This is a genomic window from Roseibium sp. (genome assembly GCF_025698965.1).
GTDB lineage: Bacteria > Pseudomonadota > Alphaproteobacteria > Rhizobiales > Stappiaceae > Roseibium.
Genome location: NZ_JAILWL010000006.1, coordinates 1 through 21131 on the forward strand (window position 1 = coordinate 1; position 21131 = coordinate 21131).

Annotated in this window: 20 protein-coding genes; 11 read left to right on the plus strand and 9 right to left on the minus strand. The window is 56.4% G+C overall.

The features are described from left to right. The 8 genes from K5905_RS01030 to mutM form a co-directional block, all read right to left on the minus strand. Positions 1-1298: ATP-binding protein (locus K5905_RS01030; RefSeq protein WP_297579151.1), on the minus strand; the 1298-nt coding region annotated here is incomplete at its 3' end. A gap of 132 nt (positions 1299-1430) precedes the next feature. Then, positions 1431-2579 (minus strand): DNA replication/repair protein RecF, encoded by a 1149-nt coding sequence (gene recF, locus K5905_RS01035; protein ID WP_297579154.1) that lies wholly within the window; start codon positions 2577-2579, stop codon positions 1431-1433. A gap of 35 nt (positions 2580-2614) precedes the next feature. Beyond that, complete coding sequence (gene dnaN, locus K5905_RS01040) at positions 2615-3733, minus strand: DNA polymerase III subunit beta (protein WP_297579156.1); 1119 nt, start codon at positions 3731-3733, stop codon at positions 2615-2617. 223 nt (positions 3734-3956) lie between these two features. After that, the gene (gene dnaA / locus K5905_RS01045) at positions 3957-5432 is read right to left on the minus strand and encodes a chromosomal replication initiator protein DnaA (RefSeq protein ID WP_297579158.1); all 1476 of its coding nucleotides are present in this window, start codon (positions 5430-5432) and stop codon (positions 3957-3959) included. 154 nt (positions 5433-5586) lie between these two features. After that, entirely contained in the window at positions 5587-6027 is a 441-nt protein-coding gene (locus K5905_RS01050; RefSeq protein ID WP_297579161.1) for a rhodanese-like domain-containing protein, read from the minus strand. A gap of 646 nt (positions 6028-6673) precedes the next feature. Beyond that, the gene (gene rpsT, locus K5905_RS01055) at positions 6674-6940 is read right to left on the minus strand and encodes a 30S ribosomal protein S20 (protein ID WP_297579163.1); all 267 of its coding nucleotides are present in this window, start codon (positions 6938-6940) and stop codon (positions 6674-6676) included. Between the two features lie 176 nt (positions 6941-7116). Beyond that, positions 7117-7890 carry an enoyl-CoA hydratase gene (locus K5905_RS01060; protein WP_297579166.1) on the minus strand — a complete coding sequence of 258 codons (774 nt, stop codon included), beginning with the start codon at positions 7888-7890 and terminating at the stop codon, positions 7117-7119. 111 nt (positions 7891-8001) lie between these two features. Next, on the minus strand, positions 8002-8895 hold the full coding sequence (gene mutM, locus K5905_RS01065) for a bifunctional DNA-formamidopyrimidine glycosylase/DNA-(apurinic or apyrimidinic site) lyase (RefSeq protein WP_297579169.1): 894 nt from the start codon (positions 8893-8895) through the stop codon (positions 8002-8004). Positions 8896-9101: 206 nt separating this feature from the next. On the opposite strand from mutM, the gene ubiE reads away from it, so the two are divergent. Continuing rightward, positions 9102-9851, plus strand: coding sequence for a bifunctional demethylmenaquinone methyltransferase/2-methoxy-6-polyprenyl-1,4-benzoquinol methylase UbiE (gene ubiE, locus K5905_RS01070; protein WP_297579243.1), 750 nt, complete (start codon positions 9102-9104; stop codon positions 9849-9851). A gap of 3 nt (positions 9852-9854) precedes the next feature. Then, positions 9855-11438 (plus strand): 2-polyprenylphenol 6-hydroxylase, encoded by a 1584-nt coding sequence (ubiB, locus tag K5905_RS01075; protein ID WP_297579172.1) that lies wholly within the window; start codon positions 9855-9857, stop codon positions 11436-11438. Between the two features lie 22 nt (positions 11439-11460). On the opposite strand, the gene K5905_RS01080 is transcribed toward ubiB, so the two are convergent. Continuing rightward, on the minus strand, positions 11461-12087 hold the full coding sequence (locus K5905_RS01080; RefSeq protein ID WP_297579174.1) for an alpha-ketoglutarate-dependent dioxygenase AlkB: 627 nt from the start codon (positions 12085-12087) through the stop codon (positions 11461-11463). A 338-nt stretch (positions 12088-12425) separates the two neighbouring features. On the opposite strand from K5905_RS01080, the gene dnaK reads away from it, so the two are divergent. From dnaK to hslU, 9 genes are all read left to right on the plus strand, one after another. Next, a complete protein-coding gene (dnaK, locus tag K5905_RS01085; protein ID WP_297579176.1) occupies positions 12426-14357 on the plus strand; it encodes a molecular chaperone DnaK in 1932 nt (643 codons plus the stop codon). A 174-nt stretch (positions 14358-14531) separates the two neighbouring features. Further along, positions 14532-15662: a molecular chaperone DnaJ gene (dnaJ, locus tag K5905_RS01090; protein WP_297579179.1), complete on the plus strand. Its 1131-nt coding sequence runs from the start codon at positions 14532-14534 to the stop codon at positions 15660-15662. Between the two features lie 67 nt (positions 15663-15729). Further along, positions 15730-16392 (plus strand): class I SAM-dependent methyltransferase, encoded by a 663-nt coding sequence (locus tag K5905_RS01095; RefSeq protein ID WP_297579182.1) that lies wholly within the window; start codon positions 15730-15732, stop codon positions 16390-16392. Between the two features lie 10 nt (positions 16393-16402). Continuing rightward, the gene (locus tag K5905_RS01100; protein ID WP_297579185.1) at positions 16403-16534 is read left to right on the plus strand and encodes a hypothetical protein; all 132 of its coding nucleotides are present in this window, start codon (positions 16403-16405) and stop codon (positions 16532-16534) included. A gap of 198 nt (positions 16535-16732) precedes the next feature. Then, positions 16733-17869 (plus strand): peptidoglycan-binding protein, encoded by a 1137-nt coding sequence (locus K5905_RS01105; RefSeq protein WP_297579188.1) that lies wholly within the window; start codon positions 16733-16735, stop codon positions 17867-17869. Positions 17870-17953: 84 nt separating this feature from the next. After that, positions 17954-18586 carry an NADPH-dependent FMN reductase gene (locus K5905_RS01110; protein WP_297579191.1) on the plus strand — a complete coding sequence of 211 codons (633 nt, stop codon included), beginning with the start codon at positions 17954-17956 and terminating at the stop codon, positions 18584-18586. A 147-nt stretch (positions 18587-18733) separates the two neighbouring features. Further along, complete coding sequence (gene hslV / locus K5905_RS01115; protein WP_297579194.1) at positions 18734-19294, plus strand: ATP-dependent protease subunit HslV; 561 nt, start codon at positions 18734-18736, stop codon at positions 19292-19294. A 6-nt stretch (positions 19295-19300) separates the two neighbouring features. Next, the gene (locus K5905_RS01120) at positions 19301-19819 is read left to right on the plus strand and encodes a GNAT family N-acetyltransferase (protein ID WP_297579197.1); all 519 of its coding nucleotides are present in this window, start codon (positions 19301-19303) and stop codon (positions 19817-19819) included. A gap of 3 nt (positions 19820-19822) precedes the next feature. Continuing rightward, positions 19823-21127 (plus strand): ATP-dependent protease ATPase subunit HslU, encoded by a 1305-nt coding sequence (hslU, locus tag K5905_RS01125; RefSeq protein WP_297579199.1) that lies wholly within the window; start codon positions 19823-19825, stop codon positions 21125-21127. Positions 21128-21131: the final 4 nt, after the last annotated feature.

Consider the following 21131-nt stretch of genomic DNA (forward strand, 5'->3'; position numbering starts at 1 on the left):
GCATCGCGTTCCTGACAATCCGCCAGCTTGCCGGGCAGGGAGGCGATATCCAGAGCGCCTTTACGGCGTGTGAGTTCACGCGCCTTGCGGGCAGCTTCGCGCGCGGATGCTGCTTCCACGACCTTGGAGACGATCGATTTCGCCGGAGCCGGGTTTTCTTCCAACCATTCGCTTAAGGTCTGGGACATCAGGTTTTCAACGACCGGGCGGACTTCGGAGGAAACCAGCTTGTCCTTGGTCTGAGAGGAGAATTTCGGATCAGGCACTTTCACCGAAAGAACGCAGGTGAGACCTTCTCGGCAATCGTCACCGGAAAGGGACACCTTTTCCTTCTTCATTAGGCCGGTTGCCTCGGCATATCCGGTGACCTGACGGGTGAGCGCCGCGCGGAACCCGGCCAGATGCGTGCCGCCATCGCGCTGAGGGATGTTGTTGGTAAAGCACAGAACGTGTTCGTGGTAGCTGTCGTTCCACCACATCGCAGCTTCAACGGTAATGCCGTCACGCTCGGCGCGAATGACGATCGGCTCCTCGATCAGCGGATGTTTCGCCCGGTCCAGATAACGGACAAAGGCCTCCAGCCCACCTTCATAAAACAATTCTTCGGAGACATCCTCAACGCCGCGCTTGTCGGTCAGAATGATACGGACACCGGAATTCAGGAATGCCAGTTCGCGCAGGCGATGTTCCAGAGTGCTGAAATCGAACTCAGTCTTGGTGAAGGTTTCCGGTGACGGCAGAAAAGTGACTTCCGTGCCCTTTTGACCGTTGGCCGGCCCGACAACTTCAAGCGGACTTTGCGCCTCTCCGTGCGCAAAGGTCATGAAGTGTTCCTGATCGTTGCGCCAGATGCGCAGATCCAGTTTGGTCGACAGGGCGTTCACCACGGAGACGCCAACACCATGAAGGCCGCCTGATACCTTGTAGGAGTTCTGGTCGAACTTACCGCCGGCGTGAAGCTGGGTCATGATGACTTCCGCCGCCGAGACGCCTTCTTCGGAGTGAACGTCGGTCGGAATGCCGCGGCCATTATCGGATACGGTCACGGACCCGTCTGCATTCAGGCTGACGGTCACGTGGTCGGCATGGCCGGCAAGCGCTTCATCGATAGCGTTGTCCACCACCTCGTAAACCATGTGATGAAGCCCGGAGCCATCATCTGTGTCGCCGATATACATGCCGGGCCGTTTGCGTACCGCATCAAGGCCTTTCAGGACCTTGATGGAGTCCGCGCCATAATCGGCACCATTGTCGGATTCAGGAGTTGAAATAGGCTCTGACGAGGATGTGTCGCTCATGCGAATCAATCACCAATCGGTTTATTTTTTCTTCCCCCGTTATACGGGGTTCCCTGAGGCGTTCAACCACGCGCGGGCGGTAAGCAAGCCAGCAAAAGGATTATGGTGGAAAACCATAAGATTCAGGCGGATTTAAGGGGCCTGGCCGCCATGAAGAAGGTGACCTGCATGATCCTTGATCTGGAAGACTTCAGCCCCTTCAGGCAGAGCTTCGAACAGAGCTTCGTCCGTGCCGGTCATGAACACCTGGCCACCAAGCGAATTCAACTTGGTAAACAGGGCTTCCCGGCGCCCCGGATCAAGATGCGCTGCGATTTCATCTAGGAGCAGAACCGGCGTCATACCCGAGACTTTGGCGGTCAGCTCCGCGTGCGCCAGGACAAGACCGATCAAAAGCGCCTTTTGTTCGCCGGTGGACGATTGGGCGGCCGGCATGTCTTTCACGGCGTGTCGCACTTTCAGATCACTCAAATGCGGTCCTGAGAGTGTGCGTCCCGCTGCCCGGTCGCGTGGGCGGCCGTCATGAAGGAGGCGCCGGTAATGATCTTCCCGGTCCGAGGCGCTAAGGCCGAGAGTTTCCGCCTCGAACGCTCCCTCCAGCGAGACAGCTGCATGCGGAAAGGGCAGGTTCTGGTCGGCCTGGTCGGAGATCATCTGGCTGAGCAGTCCGACGGTTTCGCTACGGGCGATGGATACTGCTGTACCGAGCTCGGCAACCTGTTGCTCCAAGGCGTTCAGGAAAGCATCGGTACCGCCTTGATCAAGCAGCCGGTTGCGCTGCCTGAGGGCGTTTTCAAAGTCGCTGACGCGTCGTCCGTGAGCCGGATCGATTGCCAGGGTCAGCCGGTCCAGGAACCTGCGTCGGTCAGACCCCGATCCTGTGAAAAGCCCGTCCATGGCCGGGACCAGCCACAAAACCCGGACATAGTCCAGAAGGCTTTCCGATCCCCGGACTTCCTCGCCGTCGATGCGTACCTTGCGGCCAGTGGTCCCAGCCATCAGCCCGGTGCCGATCTTCGTTTCCAGTCCGTCCAGCAGAACCGTTGCGGCAACACTCCAGCCGCCATCACCTTCTTTTCGGGCAATATCGGCCAGGGCCGCGCGCCGAAGACCGCGACCGGCTGTCAGGAAGGAAATGGCTTCGAGAATGTTGGTTTTGCCGGCGCCGTTTGCGCCGACAAATGCCGTCAGTTTTGCGCTGAGGGGCAGCGTCAGGCTTGCATAATTGCGGAAGTCGGTCAGGGACAGACGGGTCAGTTGCGCCGTCCTGAACTCAGTCATCAATCCACTTCCGTTTTTCACACCTTGCCTGAGCGTCAGACCCGCATCGGCATCAGAACGAACAGGCAGTCGTCGACGGTGTTGTCCTGAATAAGGGTTGGTGAACCGGAATCCGCCAAACGGAACAGGGCCGTATCGCTGCTCAACTGATTGGCGATGTCGAGCAGATAACGGGAATTGAATCCGATTTCGAGCGGTTCCGCATCATATTCAACGGCCAGTTCTTCTGTCGCGCTGCCCGAGTCCGGGTTGTTGACTGTCAAAACCATCCGGCCTTCGACAAGCGCCAGTTTAACCGCGCGGCCGCGTTCTGAGGAAATGGTCGAAACGCGGTCGACCGCCTCTTTGAACTCGTCCCGGTCGACACGCATTTCCTTGTCATTGCCTTGCGGAATGACCCGGCCATAGTCCGGGAAGGTGCCATCGATCAGTTTGGACGTCAGAACGACCGATCCCGTGGTGATGCGGATCTTGGTATCGGAAAGCTCAATCTGTACTTCCACTTCCGGATCTTCCAGGAGCTTCTGCATTTCACCGACCGTTTTGCGCGGAACGATGATGCCCGGCATTCCCGAAGCGCCGGACGGGGCCGGAACCTCTGCCTGGGCAAGACGGTGACCATCGGTCGCAACGGCGCGGAACTGCTGGCCGTTGGCGGCGTCAACCGTGTGCAGGTAGATGCCGTTCAGATAATATCTTGTTTCTTCGGTCGAAATCGCGAACTGCGTCGTATCGATCAGTTTGCGGATATCCGCGGCTGTCAGGGTAAAGCCATGACTGAACTCGCCCGCTGTCAGGTCCGGGAAGTCGGTTTCCGGCAGCATCTGCAAGGTGAATTTCGATCGGCCTGCACGAATTTCCAGGGTGGCGTTGTCGCTGGTGGTTTCCAGAACCACTTGGGATCCTTCAGGCAGCTTTCGCACGATATCGTAAAACATATGTGCGGGAACGGTGGTGGCGCCGGGCATTTCGATCATCGCCGGGACCGTTTCGACAATCTCAAGGTCGAGGTCGGTTGCCTTGAGATTCAGCGCACCGCCATCGGTGCGCAGCAAAACGTTCGACAAGATGGGAATGGTATTCCTGCGCTCGACCACCCGGTGAACATGGGTCAAGGACTTGAGAAGGTCGGTCCGCTCGAGGGTCGCTTTCATACGCTCATTCCGTACTCATGAAAAGCCAGACGGAACCGTCTGGCAAAACTGGACATTAGGCTCCGTAAGGAGCGGGGGAACGACACTGCCCTTAACCGGCTCCAAAAGCAAGGGGGCGTTCCCCCGGAACGCCCCCTCAAATGGTAGTTTATCGTGTATTTTAACCCTGAAAGCGGTCACCTTGTCTGCAGGGCACGAAAAGTCCGGCAGTTAAGGTTTGGTCTCAGGCGTCAAGCATGCGTTTCAGCAGTTCAAGCTCCTGCGCGAGGGCATAGTCGCCACGTGCCATTTCCTCGATTTTCCGCACAGCATGCAGAACTGTTGTGTGGTCACGATTGCCGAACCGGCGACCGATTTCCGGCAACGAACGCGGTGTCATTACCTTTGCCAGATACATTGCGATCTGACGCGGGCGTACGATTGTCCGGGTCCGGCGGGCGGACAGAAGGTCTGCTTTCGTCACATTGTAATGCTTGGAGACGATCCGCTGGATATCTTCAATCTTGACCCGGCGCGGTTCGCTGGAGCGAACCAGATCACGCAAGGTCAATTCTGCCATTTCCTGGGTGATCGGCTGGTTGGTCAGCTGGTTGTGGGCAACCAGGCGGTTCAGCGCGCCTTCCAGGTCTCGGCCGGAGGAGGCAACGTGACGGGCGACATAATCCAGGACAGTGGCTGGCACGTCGAAATGCGGATAGGTCTTTTGCGCAGCCTCGACACGCGACACCAGAATGTTGCGGCGCAGGACGAAATCCGGTTCCTGAATTCCAACGACCAGTCCACCGGAGAGGCGTGAGCGCACGCGGTCGTCCAGGGTGTCGAGTTCGGACGGGGCCCTGTCTGCGGCAACGATTACCTGGCGTGCGCCGTCAATAAGCGCGTTCAGTGTGTGACAGAATTCCTGTTGCACCTGTTTACCGTGCAGGAACTGCATGTCGTCGATGAGCAAAAGATCAATGGTGCGCAAGGTATCCTTGAACGCCAGCGCGGACTGGGATTTCAGCGCTGCCACGAACTTGTACATGAAGTGCTCGGCCGTCAGGTAGAGGACCTTGCGGCCGCTTGCCCTTGCCTTGGCGGCCACCGCCTGCATCAGGTGGGTCTTGCCGAGGCCGACCGATGCGTGAAGGTAAAGCGGGTTGAACGTGACCGCGCCACCTGCCGCAACCTGTCGGGCAGCTGCCAGCGCCAGATTGTTGGACTCGCCCTCGACAAATGTTTCGAACGTGTATTTGGGATCGAGCGCAGCACCCTGAAGCACATCACGAGTGCTGTCGGACGCGGTATCCCCTCGGCCGAGAGCGGCTGTCGCAGCCTGTGCCCTTGTCACCTGGTTGGCATCGCCCAGAGCATCATTGCGGGCTTCAACCGAAACGGGTTTTGCACCTGCAGGTGCTGCAAGACTGGGTTTTGCGACCGGGGTCTGGCGCGGTCGGATCGCACCGCGGACAGTTAGCTCGATGCGATGCACATTATCGCATTCACGCTGCCACAGACCCATAAGCTGGTCGTTGTAATTGTTCTGAATCCATTGCTTTAGAAAACGGGTCGGAACGGATAGGCGCACAGTGCCATCCTGATGTTCCTCCAGGTCTACACGTGCAAACCAGCTGGTAAACACGTCATCGCCCAACTCTGCGCGAAGCTGCTTTTTTACCCGCTTCCAATGTTCGGAGCCGCCTGCCTCCTGGACCTGCATGTCATCTGCCTCCTGTTTAAGTGAAGAACCGTCCGCCACAGCCGTTCTTCGACGCCTTGCTGCTTTTGCAGCATTATTTTGTCCCTTTTTGGGACGGTTATGAATTTGACGGTCGGACTTCTCCTGCCGTCAGCCTCGTATCGCTACGAGGAAGCTAGTTTTGAACCCATGGCAGTCCGGCGGCCTTCCACCCGGACTGGGTTCCACGGTGCCCCTCAGTGTCGAGAGGCCCTTCGAAACCGTCAGATATGTTGAAGCACTGTGTGTATCCGGCTTGCGTCAGGGCAATTGCTGCTGCCTGGCTCCGTGCACCGGAGCGGCACAGAAAGTAGATTGGAGCGCTTTGGTCAAGTCCTTTTTTGACCAGCTGATCTAAAACTGTTGCGACAAATTCCGGATTGGGTCCGGAAGAGGGAAAACTCTGCCATTCCACGAGCATTGGTTCTTTGCCAATGGGCCGCAGGTCAGGCACACCGACAAACGCCCATTCAGCCTGAGTGCGCACGTCGATAAGCGTCGCATTCTGCTGATCGGAAAGCTTGGTGAATGCTTCCTGTGAGTTTACATTCCCGGCGTAACTATCCTCTAATTGCACAACTGCCCCCCTCAATAGCCAAAGGCTATTGATTAAAAGTAAAAACAAATATTTTGGGAAAGAGAACTAGACCTAAATGTCGCTAAGCACTCTGGGCACTGAATACACTAATGTATTCGTTCCATGCTCTTAATGCCCCGTGCTCAGTTATATATATCTTTGACTTGTTCATTGTTGATCCAAGCACTCTTTATAGGTTGTTCGCTGATCTTTTCCCTGCCAGCCGATTGTTAATATACAGACCAAGACGGACGGGGCAACAGCAGGAATTCAGGAATGTCCGGTGACACTGGCTTCTACCCCCGCGTCACGGTTAATCCGGACCCTGTGGGCGATTGAACAAAAGCTTTTTGCCGCAATGACTTTTTGCGCTGGGAGCTACCGTCGCAACTCAAAAACAACAATTTTAAAAAAAAATTCACGAGGGATACCTTGACTCGTATCGAATCCGGTTTGATCACGATAGTTAAGCCCTACATGTGTATAAGATGTTGAAATTAATCACTTTTCCGTGTCAGTATCGTAGCTGGTAAAATTACCGATAATACGCGCACTGGTTGTCAGGTTGTGTCATCCACAAAATTACACGGCTAAAAAAAACCCGGCACTGAGGCCGGGTCTTTTTAACGGTCGTATAACGGAGTGTTTAAGCGCCGAGTGCCTTGATACGGGCATTGAGGCGGGAAACCTTCCGGGAAGCCGTGTTTGCGTGCATGACGCCTTTTGACGCTGCGCGCATGATTTCCGGCTGTGCGGCCTTGAAGGCTTCGCTTGCGGCGCTCTGGTCGCCGGAAGCAATCGCTTCTTCAACGTTGCGCAGATAGGTGCGCACGCGGCTCCGGCGAGCTTTGTTCGTGGCCGTCCGGCGGGCAATCTTGCGGGCCGCCTTCTTGGCCGATGGTGTGTTGGCCATGGGCTCAATCCTGATCGGTAATTGGGACTAACGTCCGGTGGCGATCGGGACCAAGGCGCAATGGCGGTAAGACCCGATCAAAAAACAACGGCGGCGGAAGTCCGCCACCGATTGGGCGCTGCTTATAATCCTGCTTGGCGCTTCCGTCAACGGCTTTATCGTTGATACGCTGAAGATTATTTGTTGTGGAACTGCGGTGCGCGTTTCTCGGCGAAAGCGGTCATGCCTTCCTTCTGATCCTCCAGTGCAAACATGGCCTGGAAGACACGTCTTTCGAAACGGATACCCTCCGACAGCGTCGTTTCGTAGGCCCGGTCGACGCTTTCCTTTGCCATCATCACGACAGGCAGCGAGAAGTCGGCGATCTTTTCGGCGGCCTTCATGGTTTCCTCAAGAAGGTCGTCTGCCGGAACGATCCGGCTGACAAGGCCGCTCCGTTCAGCTTCCTCGGCATCCATCATGCGGCCTGTCAGAACCATGTCCATGGCTTTCGATTTGCCGACAAATCGCGTGAGACGCTGGGTACCGCCGGCGCCGGGAATGACACCCAGCGTGATTTCCGGCTGACCGAACTTCGCGGTGTCGGCGGCAATTATGAAGTCGCACAGCATTGCCAGCTCGCAGCCACCGCCCAGAGCGTAACCGGCAACGGCAGCAATGATAGGTTTGCGGTTCTGCGACACGCGGTCGAAAGGTGTAATCAGGTCGGTCTGATAGGCGGACGAAAAGTCATGCGGCAGCATTTCCTTGATGTCGGCACCGGCCGCAAAAGCTTTTTCCGATCCGGTGATAACGACACAGCCAATGCGCTCGTCTGCGTCGAACCCGTCAAGGGCCGTGCCGAGTTCGGCAATCAGGGCCGCATTCAGCGCATTCAAGGCTTTCGGCCGGTCCAGTGTGATCAATCCGACCTTTCCACGCTTTTCAACGCGGATGTTCTCATATCCCATATTGCCCACTCCCAGTGCCAGGACATGTCAAATCTCCGCGACATGCCTACCCGACCCGGTGTGGGTCTGGCAAGGTTGGCCGATTGGATAAGGCCCGCGACAATGTGTGTGTCACGACTGGCATCTGGGGCAAAAAAAGGTGGAGCGATTGGATTGTACGATTCTGTTGACCGCACCGGTGCACCCCTTCGTCCGGCACGCTTCACCCTCCCGGTCGTAAACGGCAAAGGAGTGCTGAAAATACCCGAGCGTTCCGTCGGTCTGAGTGTGATCTCTCAAGGAAGACCCACCTGCCTTGATTGCGTCCTGCAGCGTTTCGCGGATATTGGCGGCCAGCTCCACCGCCGCTTTTGACGGTTTGCCGGACTTGGTCACAAGGGAACCGGCTGCCCTGGTTGGCGACAGGCCTGTGCGCCAAAGCGCCTCACAAACATATATGTTACCGAGACCGGCAATCAGTTTCTGGTTGAGAAGGGCTGCCTTGAGCGGGGATTTGCGGCCTTGAAACAGACGCGCGAGCGTTTCACCGCTCAGGTCGTTGCCGAGAGGTTCCAGGCCAAGATCCTTGAAATAAGGGTGTTCGGATAATTCCGCTCGGGGGATCAGATCCATGAAGCCGAACCTTCGCGGATCATTATAGATTACACGGGCTTCGTTTCTTGCCGCCGTCTCCAGATGAAAAACGACGTGATCGTGCTTTTCATTCTTGCCCTTTGGGTGAGCGAATGCGCCGGGTGCAGATTGGGATAGGTCGTTTTCGATCCGAAACGAACCAGACATTCCAAGATGCATGACCAGGACATCGCCGCGGTCGGTGTCTGCCAGGAGGTATTTAGACCGGCGCGAGAGTGCATTGACCCGCGCACCTGATAGCCGGTCGACAAACCTTTCGGGAAACGGAAATCTGAGATCCGGTCGATTCTGGTCAACCGTTTCAATGAGTGCGCCTTCAAATGTTGGTGCCAGACCGCGCTTGACGGTTTCCACTTCCGGTAATTCAGGCATCTCTGGGCTGGTCTCCGCTTCGGTTGCGCTGTATAGGCCTGCGGCATATGAGTTTCTTCGCTCGGCAAAGATAGCGCTTGGTATGTGCTTGTACTATGGTCCGGCGCAATTTGAAGATAGTTTGAGATGAATATCCGCCAGGAGGCGCGTTTATGACGCAACAGGCACAAGGGCAAAAGGGCGCTTCATTCCGCGCGCCGGAAGAGATGCCGACCAGTTTCGGTTTCACCAAGGTTGCCGAAGGGCAGAAACAGGCGCTGGTGGACGACGTCTTTCACAAGGTTGCGGATCGGTATGATCTGATGAACGACCTGATGTCGGGCGGATTCCACAGGGTCTGGAAAGACGCCATGGTCTCCTATCTGTCTCCACCCAAATCCGGTACCTCGGCCTGGCGGCTTCTGGATGTCGCAGGCGGTACGGGCGACATTGCAACTCGGGTCGTGCGTCGCTCCAACGATACGGTTGAAGCCGTTGTCTGCGACATTAATGAATCCATGCTGAGCGTTGGTCGCGACCGTGCCGAAAAGGCGGGCCTCTCCGACCTTATCACCTTCAGTCAGGGAAACGCTGAAGACCTGCCGTTTCCTGACAAGAGCTTCGATGCCTATACCATCGCCTTTGGCATCCGTAATGTCCCGGATATTCCCAAAGCCTTGCGGGAGGCGCGCCGGGTTCTGAAACGCGGCGGCCGCTTCATGTGCCTGGAATTTTCCGAGGTCGATGTACCGCTCCTGGACAAGGTCTATGACACGTTCTCTTTCAAGGCGATCCCGGTGATGGGCAAGTGGGTGACGGGCGACGGAGACCCTTATCAGTATCTGGTGGAATCGATCCGGAACTTTCCGAGCCAGGAGCGTTTTGCCGAAATGATCCGCGAAGCCGGGTTTGAGAAGGTGAGTTTCCGGAACTATTCCGGTGGCATCGCCGCATTGCATGCAGGATGGAAATTCTAGTTGATGGCACTTCCGGTGATGCCTTTCTTCCGTCTGGTGCGGGCGGGGTTTGTGATGGCACGCGAAGGCGTGTACGGGCTTGTCTATCTGCCTGACCTGCCGACTGGTCCGAGGCTTGCCATCGCCATGGCACGGCTTCTGGAGCGACGCGCGGTCAAGACAAAGAGCGCGAACCTGCGCTTGTCGGACGCGCTCAACAAACTTGGCCCGTCTTACGTCAAGCTGGGACAATTTCTCGCAACCCGCGCCGACGTGGTCGGCAAGGACGCTGCACGCGAACTGTCGGCCCTGCAGGATCAGCTGCCCCCCTTTGATCACGAGGCGGCAAAGGCTGCCGTAGCAGAACAGCTTGGGCGTCCGGTCGACGAGATCTTTGTTGAATTCGGTGAAGCCGTTGCTGCCGCATCAATCGCACAGGTGCATCCGGCGGTCATTCGGGACAAGAATGGCAATGAGCGCAAGGTTGCCGTGAAGATTCTCCGCCCTGGTGTTGCACGTCGCTTCCAGCGCGATCTTCAAAGTTACTATCTGGTCGCGCGCCTTGCCGAGCGCTTTCACGCGCCGTCCCGACGTCTGCGCCCGGTTGCTGTTGTTGATACGTTGGCGCAATCCGTTGCCATCGAGATGGATTTCCGTCTTGAGGCCGCCGCGCTCTCGGAAATGGCGGAAAATACCGCAAACGATCCAGGTTTCCGTGTGCCGGCTGTCGAATGGTTACATACTTCCAAAGGCGTTTTGACGATGGAATGGGTCGACGGCCGCAAGATGTCGGACGTTGAGGGCCTCGGAGAGGACGGCCACGACCTGGAAGCGCTTGGCGCGGCTGTAATTCAGAGTTTTCTGCGCCATACGCTGCGTGACGGGTTTTTCCACGCCGACATGCATCAGGGCAATTTGTTCGTTGAACCGGATGGCACATTGGTGGCCGTCGATTTCGGTATTATCGGCCGTTTGAACAAGCGAGAGCGCCGGTTCCTGGCCGAAATCCTGTTCGGCTTCATCACCCGTAACTACAAGCGTGTTGCAGAAGTGCATTTCGAGGCGGGTTACGTTCCTGCCGATCAGGATGTCGACATGTTCGCCCAGGCGATCCGTGCGATTGGCGAGCCGATCCACGGCCATGATGCCAGTGAAATTTCCATGGCACGGCTGCTGACCCAGCTGTTCGAGGTCACGGAACTTTTTGAAATGCGGACCCAGACACAGCTGATCATGCTGCAGAAAACGATGGTTGTTGTCGAAGGAGTTGCCCGTTCGCTCAATCCAAATCTCGATATGTGGAGGACGGCGGAACCGGTTGTCGGAGACTGGATCAAGGAGAACCTCGGCCCTGTCGGCAAGTTGCGCGATGCGGGAGACATTCTCTCTGCGTTGACCCGCGCGGCCAACGATCTGCCGCTTTTTGCCGACCGCATCGGCCATATGTCGAAAGAGCTGGAAAAAATGACCACCGAGGGACTTCGGTTCGACGACGAAACCGCTGAAGCAATCGGCAGGGCGGAAGCCCGGCACACGCGGTCCGGCCGGATCGCACTTTGGGTGATAGCGTTGTCGCTTGGAGCAATTGCCGCACACATCGTTCTCTGACCTGCAAGGCCGAGGTGCGTCGTCATTCTGCTTCGTTGACCCGTCTCAGCGTCAGATTGATCCGTCCACCGTTCTTGAGAAGCGTTGAAGTCCCTGCGAGAACCCGGTCGATACCGTGAAAAGCCAGTCGGGCATCACCACCCAGAACGACCACGTCTCCGGACTGAAGCCGGAAGGATTTTGTCGGATCCTTGCGGCTGAGACCGCCGATCCGGAAGGTTGCTGTGTCGCCAAGTGATACGGAAACGACCGGAGCATTGAAAGTGCGCTCGTCCCGATCCTGGTGCAGACCCATTCTTGCCTTTGCCTTATAAAAATTGATCAGGCAGGCTTCTGCCGGCGGCGCGTCCGGGGCAAGGGTTTCCCAGAGTGATGTGAGTCGTGAGGGAATGTCAGGCCAGGGCGTTTTCGTATCCGGATGTTGCTGCTGGTACCTGTAGCCGTTGATGTCCGAAACCCAGCCGAGTGGTCCGCAATTGCTCATTTTCACAGAATATGGTTTGCCTGTTTTCGGCATCACCGGCTGATAGAGCGGGGCCTGCGATACAACGCTCCGGACATCGTCCAGCAGTTCCTGTTGGGACGCCCGGTCGAAATAACCGGGAAGATAGCGAAAGCCGTTCAGATCGTTGATTGCAATTTCCTGCATGGGGACCTTATAACGCAGCTCATTCGTCATTAAAGGATTTTGAGCTGTTGTGGCTGCCCGGATCATGAGGGACTTGCTAGAATGCGCTCGGGAGTGGATTTCTCGCTCTTTGGTAAGGATCTGGGAAGAAATATCGGTCTAGACGTGCAGAACCTGCAATGTCGGTGAACAGATGTCTTGCAGGCAAAGTTTCATCCACCTATATAGCGAGCAAGCTTCGCGCCAAATCCTGAGTAAAAACTCGGGCGCGATGTCCGGGGCAATCCCGGAACCCAAGTGAGAGGAGCCGGACTGACGCCTTCATGGGTCTACCCGGCTTGCTAGAAAGAGAGGCAGATATGGCAAAGGTCATTGGTATCGACCTCGGCACGACCAACTCGTGCGTCGCCGTCATGGACGGTAAAGATTCCAAAGTTATTGAAAACGCAGAAGGCGCCCGCACCACCCCTTCCATGGTGGCATTCTCCGATGACGGTGAGCGTCTTGTTGGCCAGCCGGCGAAACGCCAGGCGGTCACGAACCCGACAAATACCCTCTTCGCAGTCAAGCGCCTGATCGGCCGCCGCTACGACGATCCGACCGTCGACAAGGACAAGAAGCTTGTTCCGTTCGAAATCGTCAAGGCAGACAATGGCGATGCATGGGTAGAAGCCAGCGGTGAAAAATACTCTCCGTCTCAAGTGTCCGCTTTCATTCTTCAGAAGATGAAGGAAACCGCCGAGAGCTATCTCGGTGAAACCGTGACACAGGCGGTTATCACCGTTCCGGCCTACTTCAACGATGCACAGCGTCAGGCAACCAAGGATGCGGGCAAGATTGCCGGTCTTGAAGTTCTGCGCATTATCAACGAGCCGACAGCTGCAGCGCTGGCTTACGGCCTTGATAAGAATGACGGCAAGACCATCGCGGTTTACGACCTTGGTGGCGGTACCTTCGACGTTTCCATCCTGGAAATCGGCGATGGTGTCTTCGAAGTGAAATCCACCAACGGCGATACGTTCCTCGGCGGTGAAGACTTCGACATGGTTCTGGTCGACTATCTGGCGGCTGAGTTCAAGAAAGATCAGGGCATCGACCTGAAACAGGACAAGCTGGCATTGCAGCGCCTTAAAGAGGCTGCTGAAAAGGCCAAGATTGAACTGTCTTCTTCGTCTCAGACCGAAGTCAACCTGCCATTCATCACCGCAGACGCTTCCGGTCCCAAGCACCTGACGCTGAAACTGACCCGTGCGAAATTCGAATCGCTGGTGGAAGAGCTCGTCAAGCGCACGATCAATCCGATGAAGGCTGCATTGAAAGACGCAGGCCTGGCAGCCGGTGACATCGACGAAGTGGTTCTGGTCGGCGGCATGACCCGTATGCCGAAGATCCAGGAAACCGTTAAGAACTTCTTCGGCAAGGAGCCGCACAAGGGTGTGAACCCGGACGAAGTCGTGGCCATGGGTGCTGCGATCCAGGCCGGCGTTCTGCAGGGCGATGTCAAGGACGTACTGCTGCTCGACGTGACCCCGCTGTCACTGGGCATCGAAACCCTTGGCGGTGTCTTCACCCGTCTGATCGACCGCAATACGACAATCCCGACCAAGAAGAGTCAGGTATTCTCGACCGCGGAAGACAACCAGACAGCTGTGACCATCCGCGTCTTCCAGGGTGAACGCGAAATGGCTGCGGACAACAAGGTCCTCGGTCAGTTCGACCTGGTCGGCCTGCCGCCGGCACCGCGCGGTGTCCCGCAGATCGAAGTCACTTTTGACATCGACGCCAACGGTATCGTCAACGTGTCCGCGAAGGACAAGGGCACAGGCAAGGAACAGCAGATCCGCATCCAGGCGTCTGGTGGTCTGAGCGACAGCGACATTGATCAGATGATCAAGGACGCTGAATCTCATGCTGACGAAGACAAGAAGCGCAAAGAGCTGGTGGAAGCCAAGAACATGGGTGAGTCCCTTGTTCACTCCTCCGAAAAATCGCTCAGCGACTATGGCGATAAGGTATCTGCCGACGACAAGTCTGCGATCGAGTCTGCTCTGGCTGATCTGAAGTCTGCTCTTGAAGGTGAAGACCTTGAAGACATCAAGACAAAGACACAGGCTTTGACCGAAGCTTCCATGAAACTTGGTGAAGCCATGTACCAGGAAGCCCAGGCCGAGGCGGAAGCTGAAGCCCAAGGGGGCGAAGCCGGTGAAGAGGCTGCCTCCGAAGCTGACGACGATGTCGTTGATGCGGATTTCGAAGAAGTCAAAGACGAAGACGACAAAAAGTCCGCTTAATTGTAATACTGCAGCCAGCCGGGAACCGGCTGGCTGTTTCAGGTTATGAATTAGTTTTCAGCGCCGGTTGCTTGAATGCCTGATGACAAAGGCACTTGTGTCCGGCGCTTTCGCCGTAAATAAGCGAGAGATATCTGGCTTCTGGCGGCGCAACAACAAGACCGAGAGATCTTGATGTCCAAACGTGATTTCTATGAGGTGCTGGGCGTTTCACGCGAGGCGGATGACAAGGCACTGAAGAGTGCTTACCGCAAAATGGCGATGCAATATCATCCGGACCGCAATCCCGGGGATACTGACGCGGAAGCGAAGTTCAAAGAAGTCAACGAAGCCTACGACACATTGAAGGATGGACAGAAACGGGCAGCCTATGACCGGTTCGGCCATGCTGCATTCGAAAATGGCGGTTTTGGTGGCGGCGGTGCTGGCTCCCAGGATTTTTCCTCGACCATGTCCGATATTTTCGAGGAGTTTTTCGGTATGGGCGGTGGCGGTGGCCGCCGGTCCGGAGGGCGTGAACGTGGCGCGGATCTGCGCTATAACCTGGACATCTCACTGGAAGATGCCTTCACCGGCAAGACGGTGGAAATAGAAGTTCCAACCAGTATCACCTGTGACGCATGTTCCGGATCGGGAGCGAAACCTGGCACAAGCCCGACCGCCTGCCGCACATGTGGTGGTGCCGGCCGCGTACGAGCGGCCCAGGGATTTTTCACGCTTGAGCGGACCTGTCCGAGCTGTCAGGGCCGTGGACAGGTGATCTCCGACCCTTGTGACGGGTGCGGCGGTTCGGGGCGGAAGACGCAGGATCGGACCCTGTCGGTAAACATCCCTGCGGGCATTGAGGATGGAACCCGCATTCGCCTGGCAGGCGAAGGCGAAGCCGGTGTTCGTGGCGGACCGGCAGGAGATCTTTACATTTTCCTCTCCATCAAGCCGCACGAACTGTTCCAGCGTGAAGGCGCGGACCTCTACTGCAGGGTGCCGATTTCCATGACCACCGCGACGCTCGGCGGTCAGTTTGATGTGCCCACTGTTGAAGGATCCACCAGTCGGGTCAAAGTGCCCGAAGGGACACAAAACGGGAAGCAGTTCAGACTGCGCGGCAAGGGCATGCCGGTCATGCGCTCCAGCCAGCACGGGGACATGTATATCCAGGTGACGGTTGAAACGCCGACCAATCTGACCCGGCGTCAAAGAGAACTGCTTGCGGAATTCGAAACAGAGTCCTCAGGTGAAAACCACCCCGAATCGGCGGGTTTCTTTTCCAAGGTCAAAGATTTCATCGACAATCTTGGCGCATGAGGCTTCTAACGGTGGCATCTCCTTGCAAACGTTCCTATATTTGTGCTCGGGACATGAGTGAGGTGAGATGTTGAAGCGTAGCGGAGGACGGGCGGAAGCCCTGCGGGAGAAGCTTAACAAGGCCAATGCCGTCAGAACCAAGGTTCTCGATGAGGTCAAGTTTTTCAGATCCTGGGCACAAAACCCGCTACGAACCGGTGCTGTTGCTCCCTCCGGCCCGGACCTGGCCGCCAAGATGGCTTCTTTTCTAACCCCCAGACCGCATTCGCGCGTGGTTGAACTCGGCCCTGGAACCGGTGTTGTCACCAAGGCCTTGATCGATCGGGGTTTCGCCCATCAGCATCTGAATCTGATCGAATACAGCCCGGAATTCTGTGAACTGCTGAGTTTAAGGTATCCGGGTCTCCCGGTTCTTCAGGGCGATGCCTATACCTTGAAGGACACACTGACGGTAACCGGAGGGTTTCTGGCCAATGGAGAGCCGGCAAACCATTCACTTGACGGGATCGTGTCCTCGCTTCCGCTGCTGACTCGTCCGGAACCTGTCCGGTTGGCGCTTTTAGAAGAAGCATTTCGGCTCCTGAAACCCGGAGCTCCGTTCATTCAGTTTTCCTATGGGCTCGTTGCGCCGGTAAAACCGGTCAGCCGTGCCGTCTCGATCTTCAGTTCTGAGTGGGTCTGGAAAAACCTGCCGCCGGCTCGTGTCTGGGTGTACCGCAAGGGCCACTAGAGAATTTCCATTGAAATTGGATCGTTTGCTGGAACGCAGTTCATCCGGCACGGTGCTTGGCGCTGCCGATGGACTGCTTTCCGGGCATCTGGAAGGCAGGGTTCTTTTGTCCACTGACTGCGCTGTCTTGCGTTTGCGGTGAGCTGCACGATGGCGGGTGATCCGCCTTGTCGGTAATTTGATTACTCTGCGTCATTCTGTTCAAGATAAATATTTTTTACGCGTTCCGGAAGAAGATCTGCAGTCGTGGTGATGAGAGTCACAGAACCTGACGGCAGTTTTTGCGATTTACTGACGACATGCATCGGGCTGGCTTCAGACGTGATGGGATCTCGTTCAGATGATTAACTCCTGTATCGGTATTACCGGTTCCGTAGGCCGGTTCGGCAAAAACGAAATGTTCGATGTCAAAACGGTTCAGACCAGATTGAACGCGTTGATGGGAACGTCGCGCAAGACATTGGCAGTCGACGGCAAGGTTGGATCCAAAACCATTGGAACCATTAAGGACTTTCAGGCGAGTGTCGTCCGGTTGCGGCACCCCGACGGTCGGGTCGATCCGGACAATCGAACGGTCCGGGCGCTGAATGACCCGAACTCGGCATCGATCTGGCAGCGCATGTGCATTCCACCGGAGGCGAACCCGATTTCGGTCGCAAACGACACCGCACGCGACGACCGCATGTCGCCTGCGGAAAAGTTGTTGGCAAACGAAGCTGCAAAGCTTGGCGAAAGCGATGCGTTTGAGGAATTCAGACGGGAGCTGATCGACAAGAGCTTCCCGGATATGAAAAAATTTCTTGGCACGATTGGCCGGACTGGGGATGCGCGAAAGGTTATCGCGGCCTGGTCACAATTGCGCAAATGGGGGTTCGCGACTTCCGAAGCGCGCGATGTGATGAAAGCCATCACCGGTATGAAGGGGCGTCAATTCGGGGCCCTTGACGCGATCGGATCGCCGACATCGAAATTCGGCAAGTTCTTCGGTTCGGTCGGCAGCAAGGCCGGGATGGCCGGGAACATCATTACGATGATCGAAGTTGCCGACAAGTTCGAGCAGGGCGACTATCTTTATGGAACCTCGGAGCTCTACAAGCACTTTATGGGCAAGGCTATCCCGTGGGCCGGCATGGTCGAAGGGTTGCAGAGCCTGGTCGAAGCCATCGCGCCGGGATCGGTCAAGAACAGCAAGGTCTTCAAGGTGATCCGGGCATGCGATCCCATCGGTCTTGGCGCGTCCGGAGTCGACAGCATGACAACGCTTGTACTTGGTGCCGTCCACCTCATTCAGACCGGCAATATCGACATGGCGCGCCTCAGCCGCCTGGTCGATCGCATGAAGCAAGGCCCGACCAGGGTGTTTGCGGAAATGGGTGAGGATCTCGGTGACTCTGCATACGAAATGTCAAAATGGCGGAAGGACGACTGGAGCTATGCCGTGAAAAGCATTCCGGGCTTTATCGCAAGTCTGTTTTAACGAAGGTGACATGCAGGTATCGTGTCGAACGCATCAATTGGAAAAATCTTCTCCAGTTGAGACGCTGGATAATACGATGCCTGTTTGCCATATCTTGAAGACCGGATCGTCTTGTCCGGCAGCACGACAAAAGGCCTTCAGATGCGCAATCCAAAAATACTTGTCTGTTCCGGATCTGTGCGAAGCGGATCCCACAACGGAAAACTGACGGCTCTCGTCGCTAAGCGACTTGCGATCCTTGATGCCGAAGTCACCCATCTTTCGCTCAGGGACTATCCGCTTCCGATTTACGACGGCGATTTGGAAGAGAGCGAGGGTGCTCCGGAAAATGCCAGGAAACTCAATCGTTTGCTGCACAGTCAAGACGGTGTCTTCCTCGCCTGTCCTGAATATAATGCCGGTGTGACGCCGCTCTTGAAAAACACGTTGGACTGGATTAGCCGCGCGAAGGAGCCAGGCGACCCGTTTAAAAACACGGTGTTCGCACTCGGCGCGGCGTCTCCAGGCGGCTTTGGTGGAATGCGTGGACTGATTGGCATGAGAACTATACTGGAAGTCGGTCTCGGCGCGATGGTGTTGCCGCAAATGGTGTCGGTCCCGAAAGCCACAAATGCTTTTGATGACAAGGACGACCTGCCCGAGGAAAGGCTGAGCGGCCAACTCGACAAACTGGTGGATGCGTTGTTGAGAGCGACCCGAATCGAGTTGTCGCATTAGGGTTTCTGTCGGTTCGTACCCATATTGAGATTTATGTGATTGATGCAATCTGCGGTTAGAAACCGGTCGTAACGAGCTTGCGGCTTGGAAAAATCGCCATTGCCGCCTACATAGGTCGGCGAGAAAAGATAGACCCAAGAGGATTGAATGAGCGAAACGCGCGAACCGGCCCAATGGCACGGTACGACGATCATGATGGTGCGCAAAGGCGGCAAGGTCGTCATTGCCGGCGACGGACAGGTGTCCCTCGGCCAGACGGTGATCAAACATTCCGCCCGTAAGGTGCGGCCACTGGCCAAGGGTGAGGTGATCGCCGGATTTGCCGGTGCAACTGCTGATGCTTTCACGTTGTTTGAACGTCTGGAAGCAAAGCTCGAACAGTATCCAGGTCAGCTGATGCGAGCCTGTGTCGAACTTGCAAAGGACTGGCGGACGGATCGGTATCTGCGCCGTCTTGAAGCCATGATGCTTGTGGCTGACAAGAATGTATCCCTCGTCCTGACCGGTACGGGCGATGTGCTTGAGCCGGAAGGCGGCGTCATGGGCATCGGATCCGGCGGCAATTACGCATTGGCGGCAGGTCGGGCCCTGGTGGACACTGACTATGATGCCGAAACAATCGCCCGCAAGGCGATGGCAGTTGCGGCTGAGATCTGTGTTTATACCAATGACAGCGTCACGGTCGAAACGCTCGATACCGTCGAGTAGACAGCCATGATTTCGTTCCGCCCTGTTCTGGAGGAAGATCTCGAATTGCTTGCCGCTTGGATGCAAGAGCCGCATTGGCGTGAGTGGTGGGGAAATCCGGAAACGGAATTACGGAACATCGAGGAGAAAGTGGCGGGACGTGACAGTACCCGTCCCTACATCTTTCAGAAGGATGGTGTCGACAAGGGCTACATTCAGGTCTGGTTCGTCAGGGACCAGCAGAATTCGGACTATGTGAACGAATGTCCGTGGTTGACCCTGCTGCCCTCCGATGCGGTCGGAGTGGACCTGTCGATCGGACTGCCCGAGGATCTGTCGTCCGGTCTTGGTACGCAAGTTCTCAGGGCCTTTGTCCGAAAACTTCTCAACGAAGGGTACTCCAGGATCCTGATAGATCCTGACCCGAAAAACAAACGCGCTGTCAGGTGTTACCGCAAAGTCGGGTTTGAGGTAATCCCCGAACTTGTGGGAAAAACAGACGATAGTTTGCTAATGGAATTCATCAATACGGAAGGCGTGTCTTAAACAATGACCGATTTTTCTCCGCGTGAGATCGTTTCTGAACTCGACCGCTATATCGTTGGCCAGAAGGATGCCAAGCGCGCGGTCGCGATTGCCCTGCGCAATCGCTGGCGCCGGCAGCAGCTGGAAGGCCAGATGCGTGAAGAGGTTCTGCCGAAAAACATCCTTATGATCGGGCCGACAGGGGTCGGCAAAACCGAGATTTCCCGCCGCCTGGCCAAGCTGGCCAATGCCCCCTTCACCAAGGTCGAAGCCACCAAGTTCACCGAGGTCGGATATGTCGGCCGCGACGTTGAACAGATTGTCCGGGATCTCGTGGAAGCCGGTATTACACTGGTCCGGGATCAGAAACGCGAAGCAGTGAAAGCCAAGGCCCATGTTCTGGCCGAAGAACGTGTACTTGATGCACTGGTCGGATCGAACGCGAGCCCGGCGACCCGGGACAGTTTCCGGACCAAGCTGCGCAATGGCGAGATGGACGACAAGGAGATCGAGGTCGAGGTTCGCGCCCAGGCGCAGATGCCGAGTTTCGACTTGCCCGGAATGCCCGGGGCCAGCGTTGGCGTTATGAATGTCTCCGATCTGCTCGGCAAGGCTTTCGGCGGCCAGACCAAGACCAAGCGAACGACTGTGATCGAATCTTACGAGCTCCTGATCAACGAGGAGTCCGACAAGCTTCTGGACGAGGACAAGGTGGTCGAGGAAGCCATTTCCCTGGTTGAAAACTCCGGCATCGTCTTTCTCGACGAGATCGACAAGATCTGCGCTCGGGAAGGCCGGGCGGGAGCGGATGTCTCGCGTGAAGGTGTTCAACGCGATTTGCTTCCCCTGATCGAGGGAACGGTGGTCTCCACGAAGCATGGTCCGGTCAAGACCGACCATATCCTGTTTATCGCCTCCGGAGCGTTTCACGTTGCAAAGCCATCGGATCTTCTGCCGGAGCTTCAGGGCCGCCTGCCGATCAGGGTCGAATTACGTGCCTTGAACAAGGATGACTTCAAGGCGATCCTGACGGAGCCGGAAGCCAGCCTGATCAAGCAGTATATAGCATTGATGGAAACCGAATCGGTCGGTCTTGCCTTTACAGAGGACGCAATTGAGGAAATTGCGTCGGTGGCCGTCGATCTCAACGCATCTGTGGAGAATATCGGTGCCCGGCGTCTGCAGACCGTGATGGAACGGATCCTTGACGAGATTTCCTTTACGGCACCTGACCGGGCCGGAGAAACGATTGAAATCACCGCCGATTTTGTCCGGGAGAATATTGGCGATCTGGCGAAGAACGTCGATCTTTCCAAGTTTATTCTCTGATACG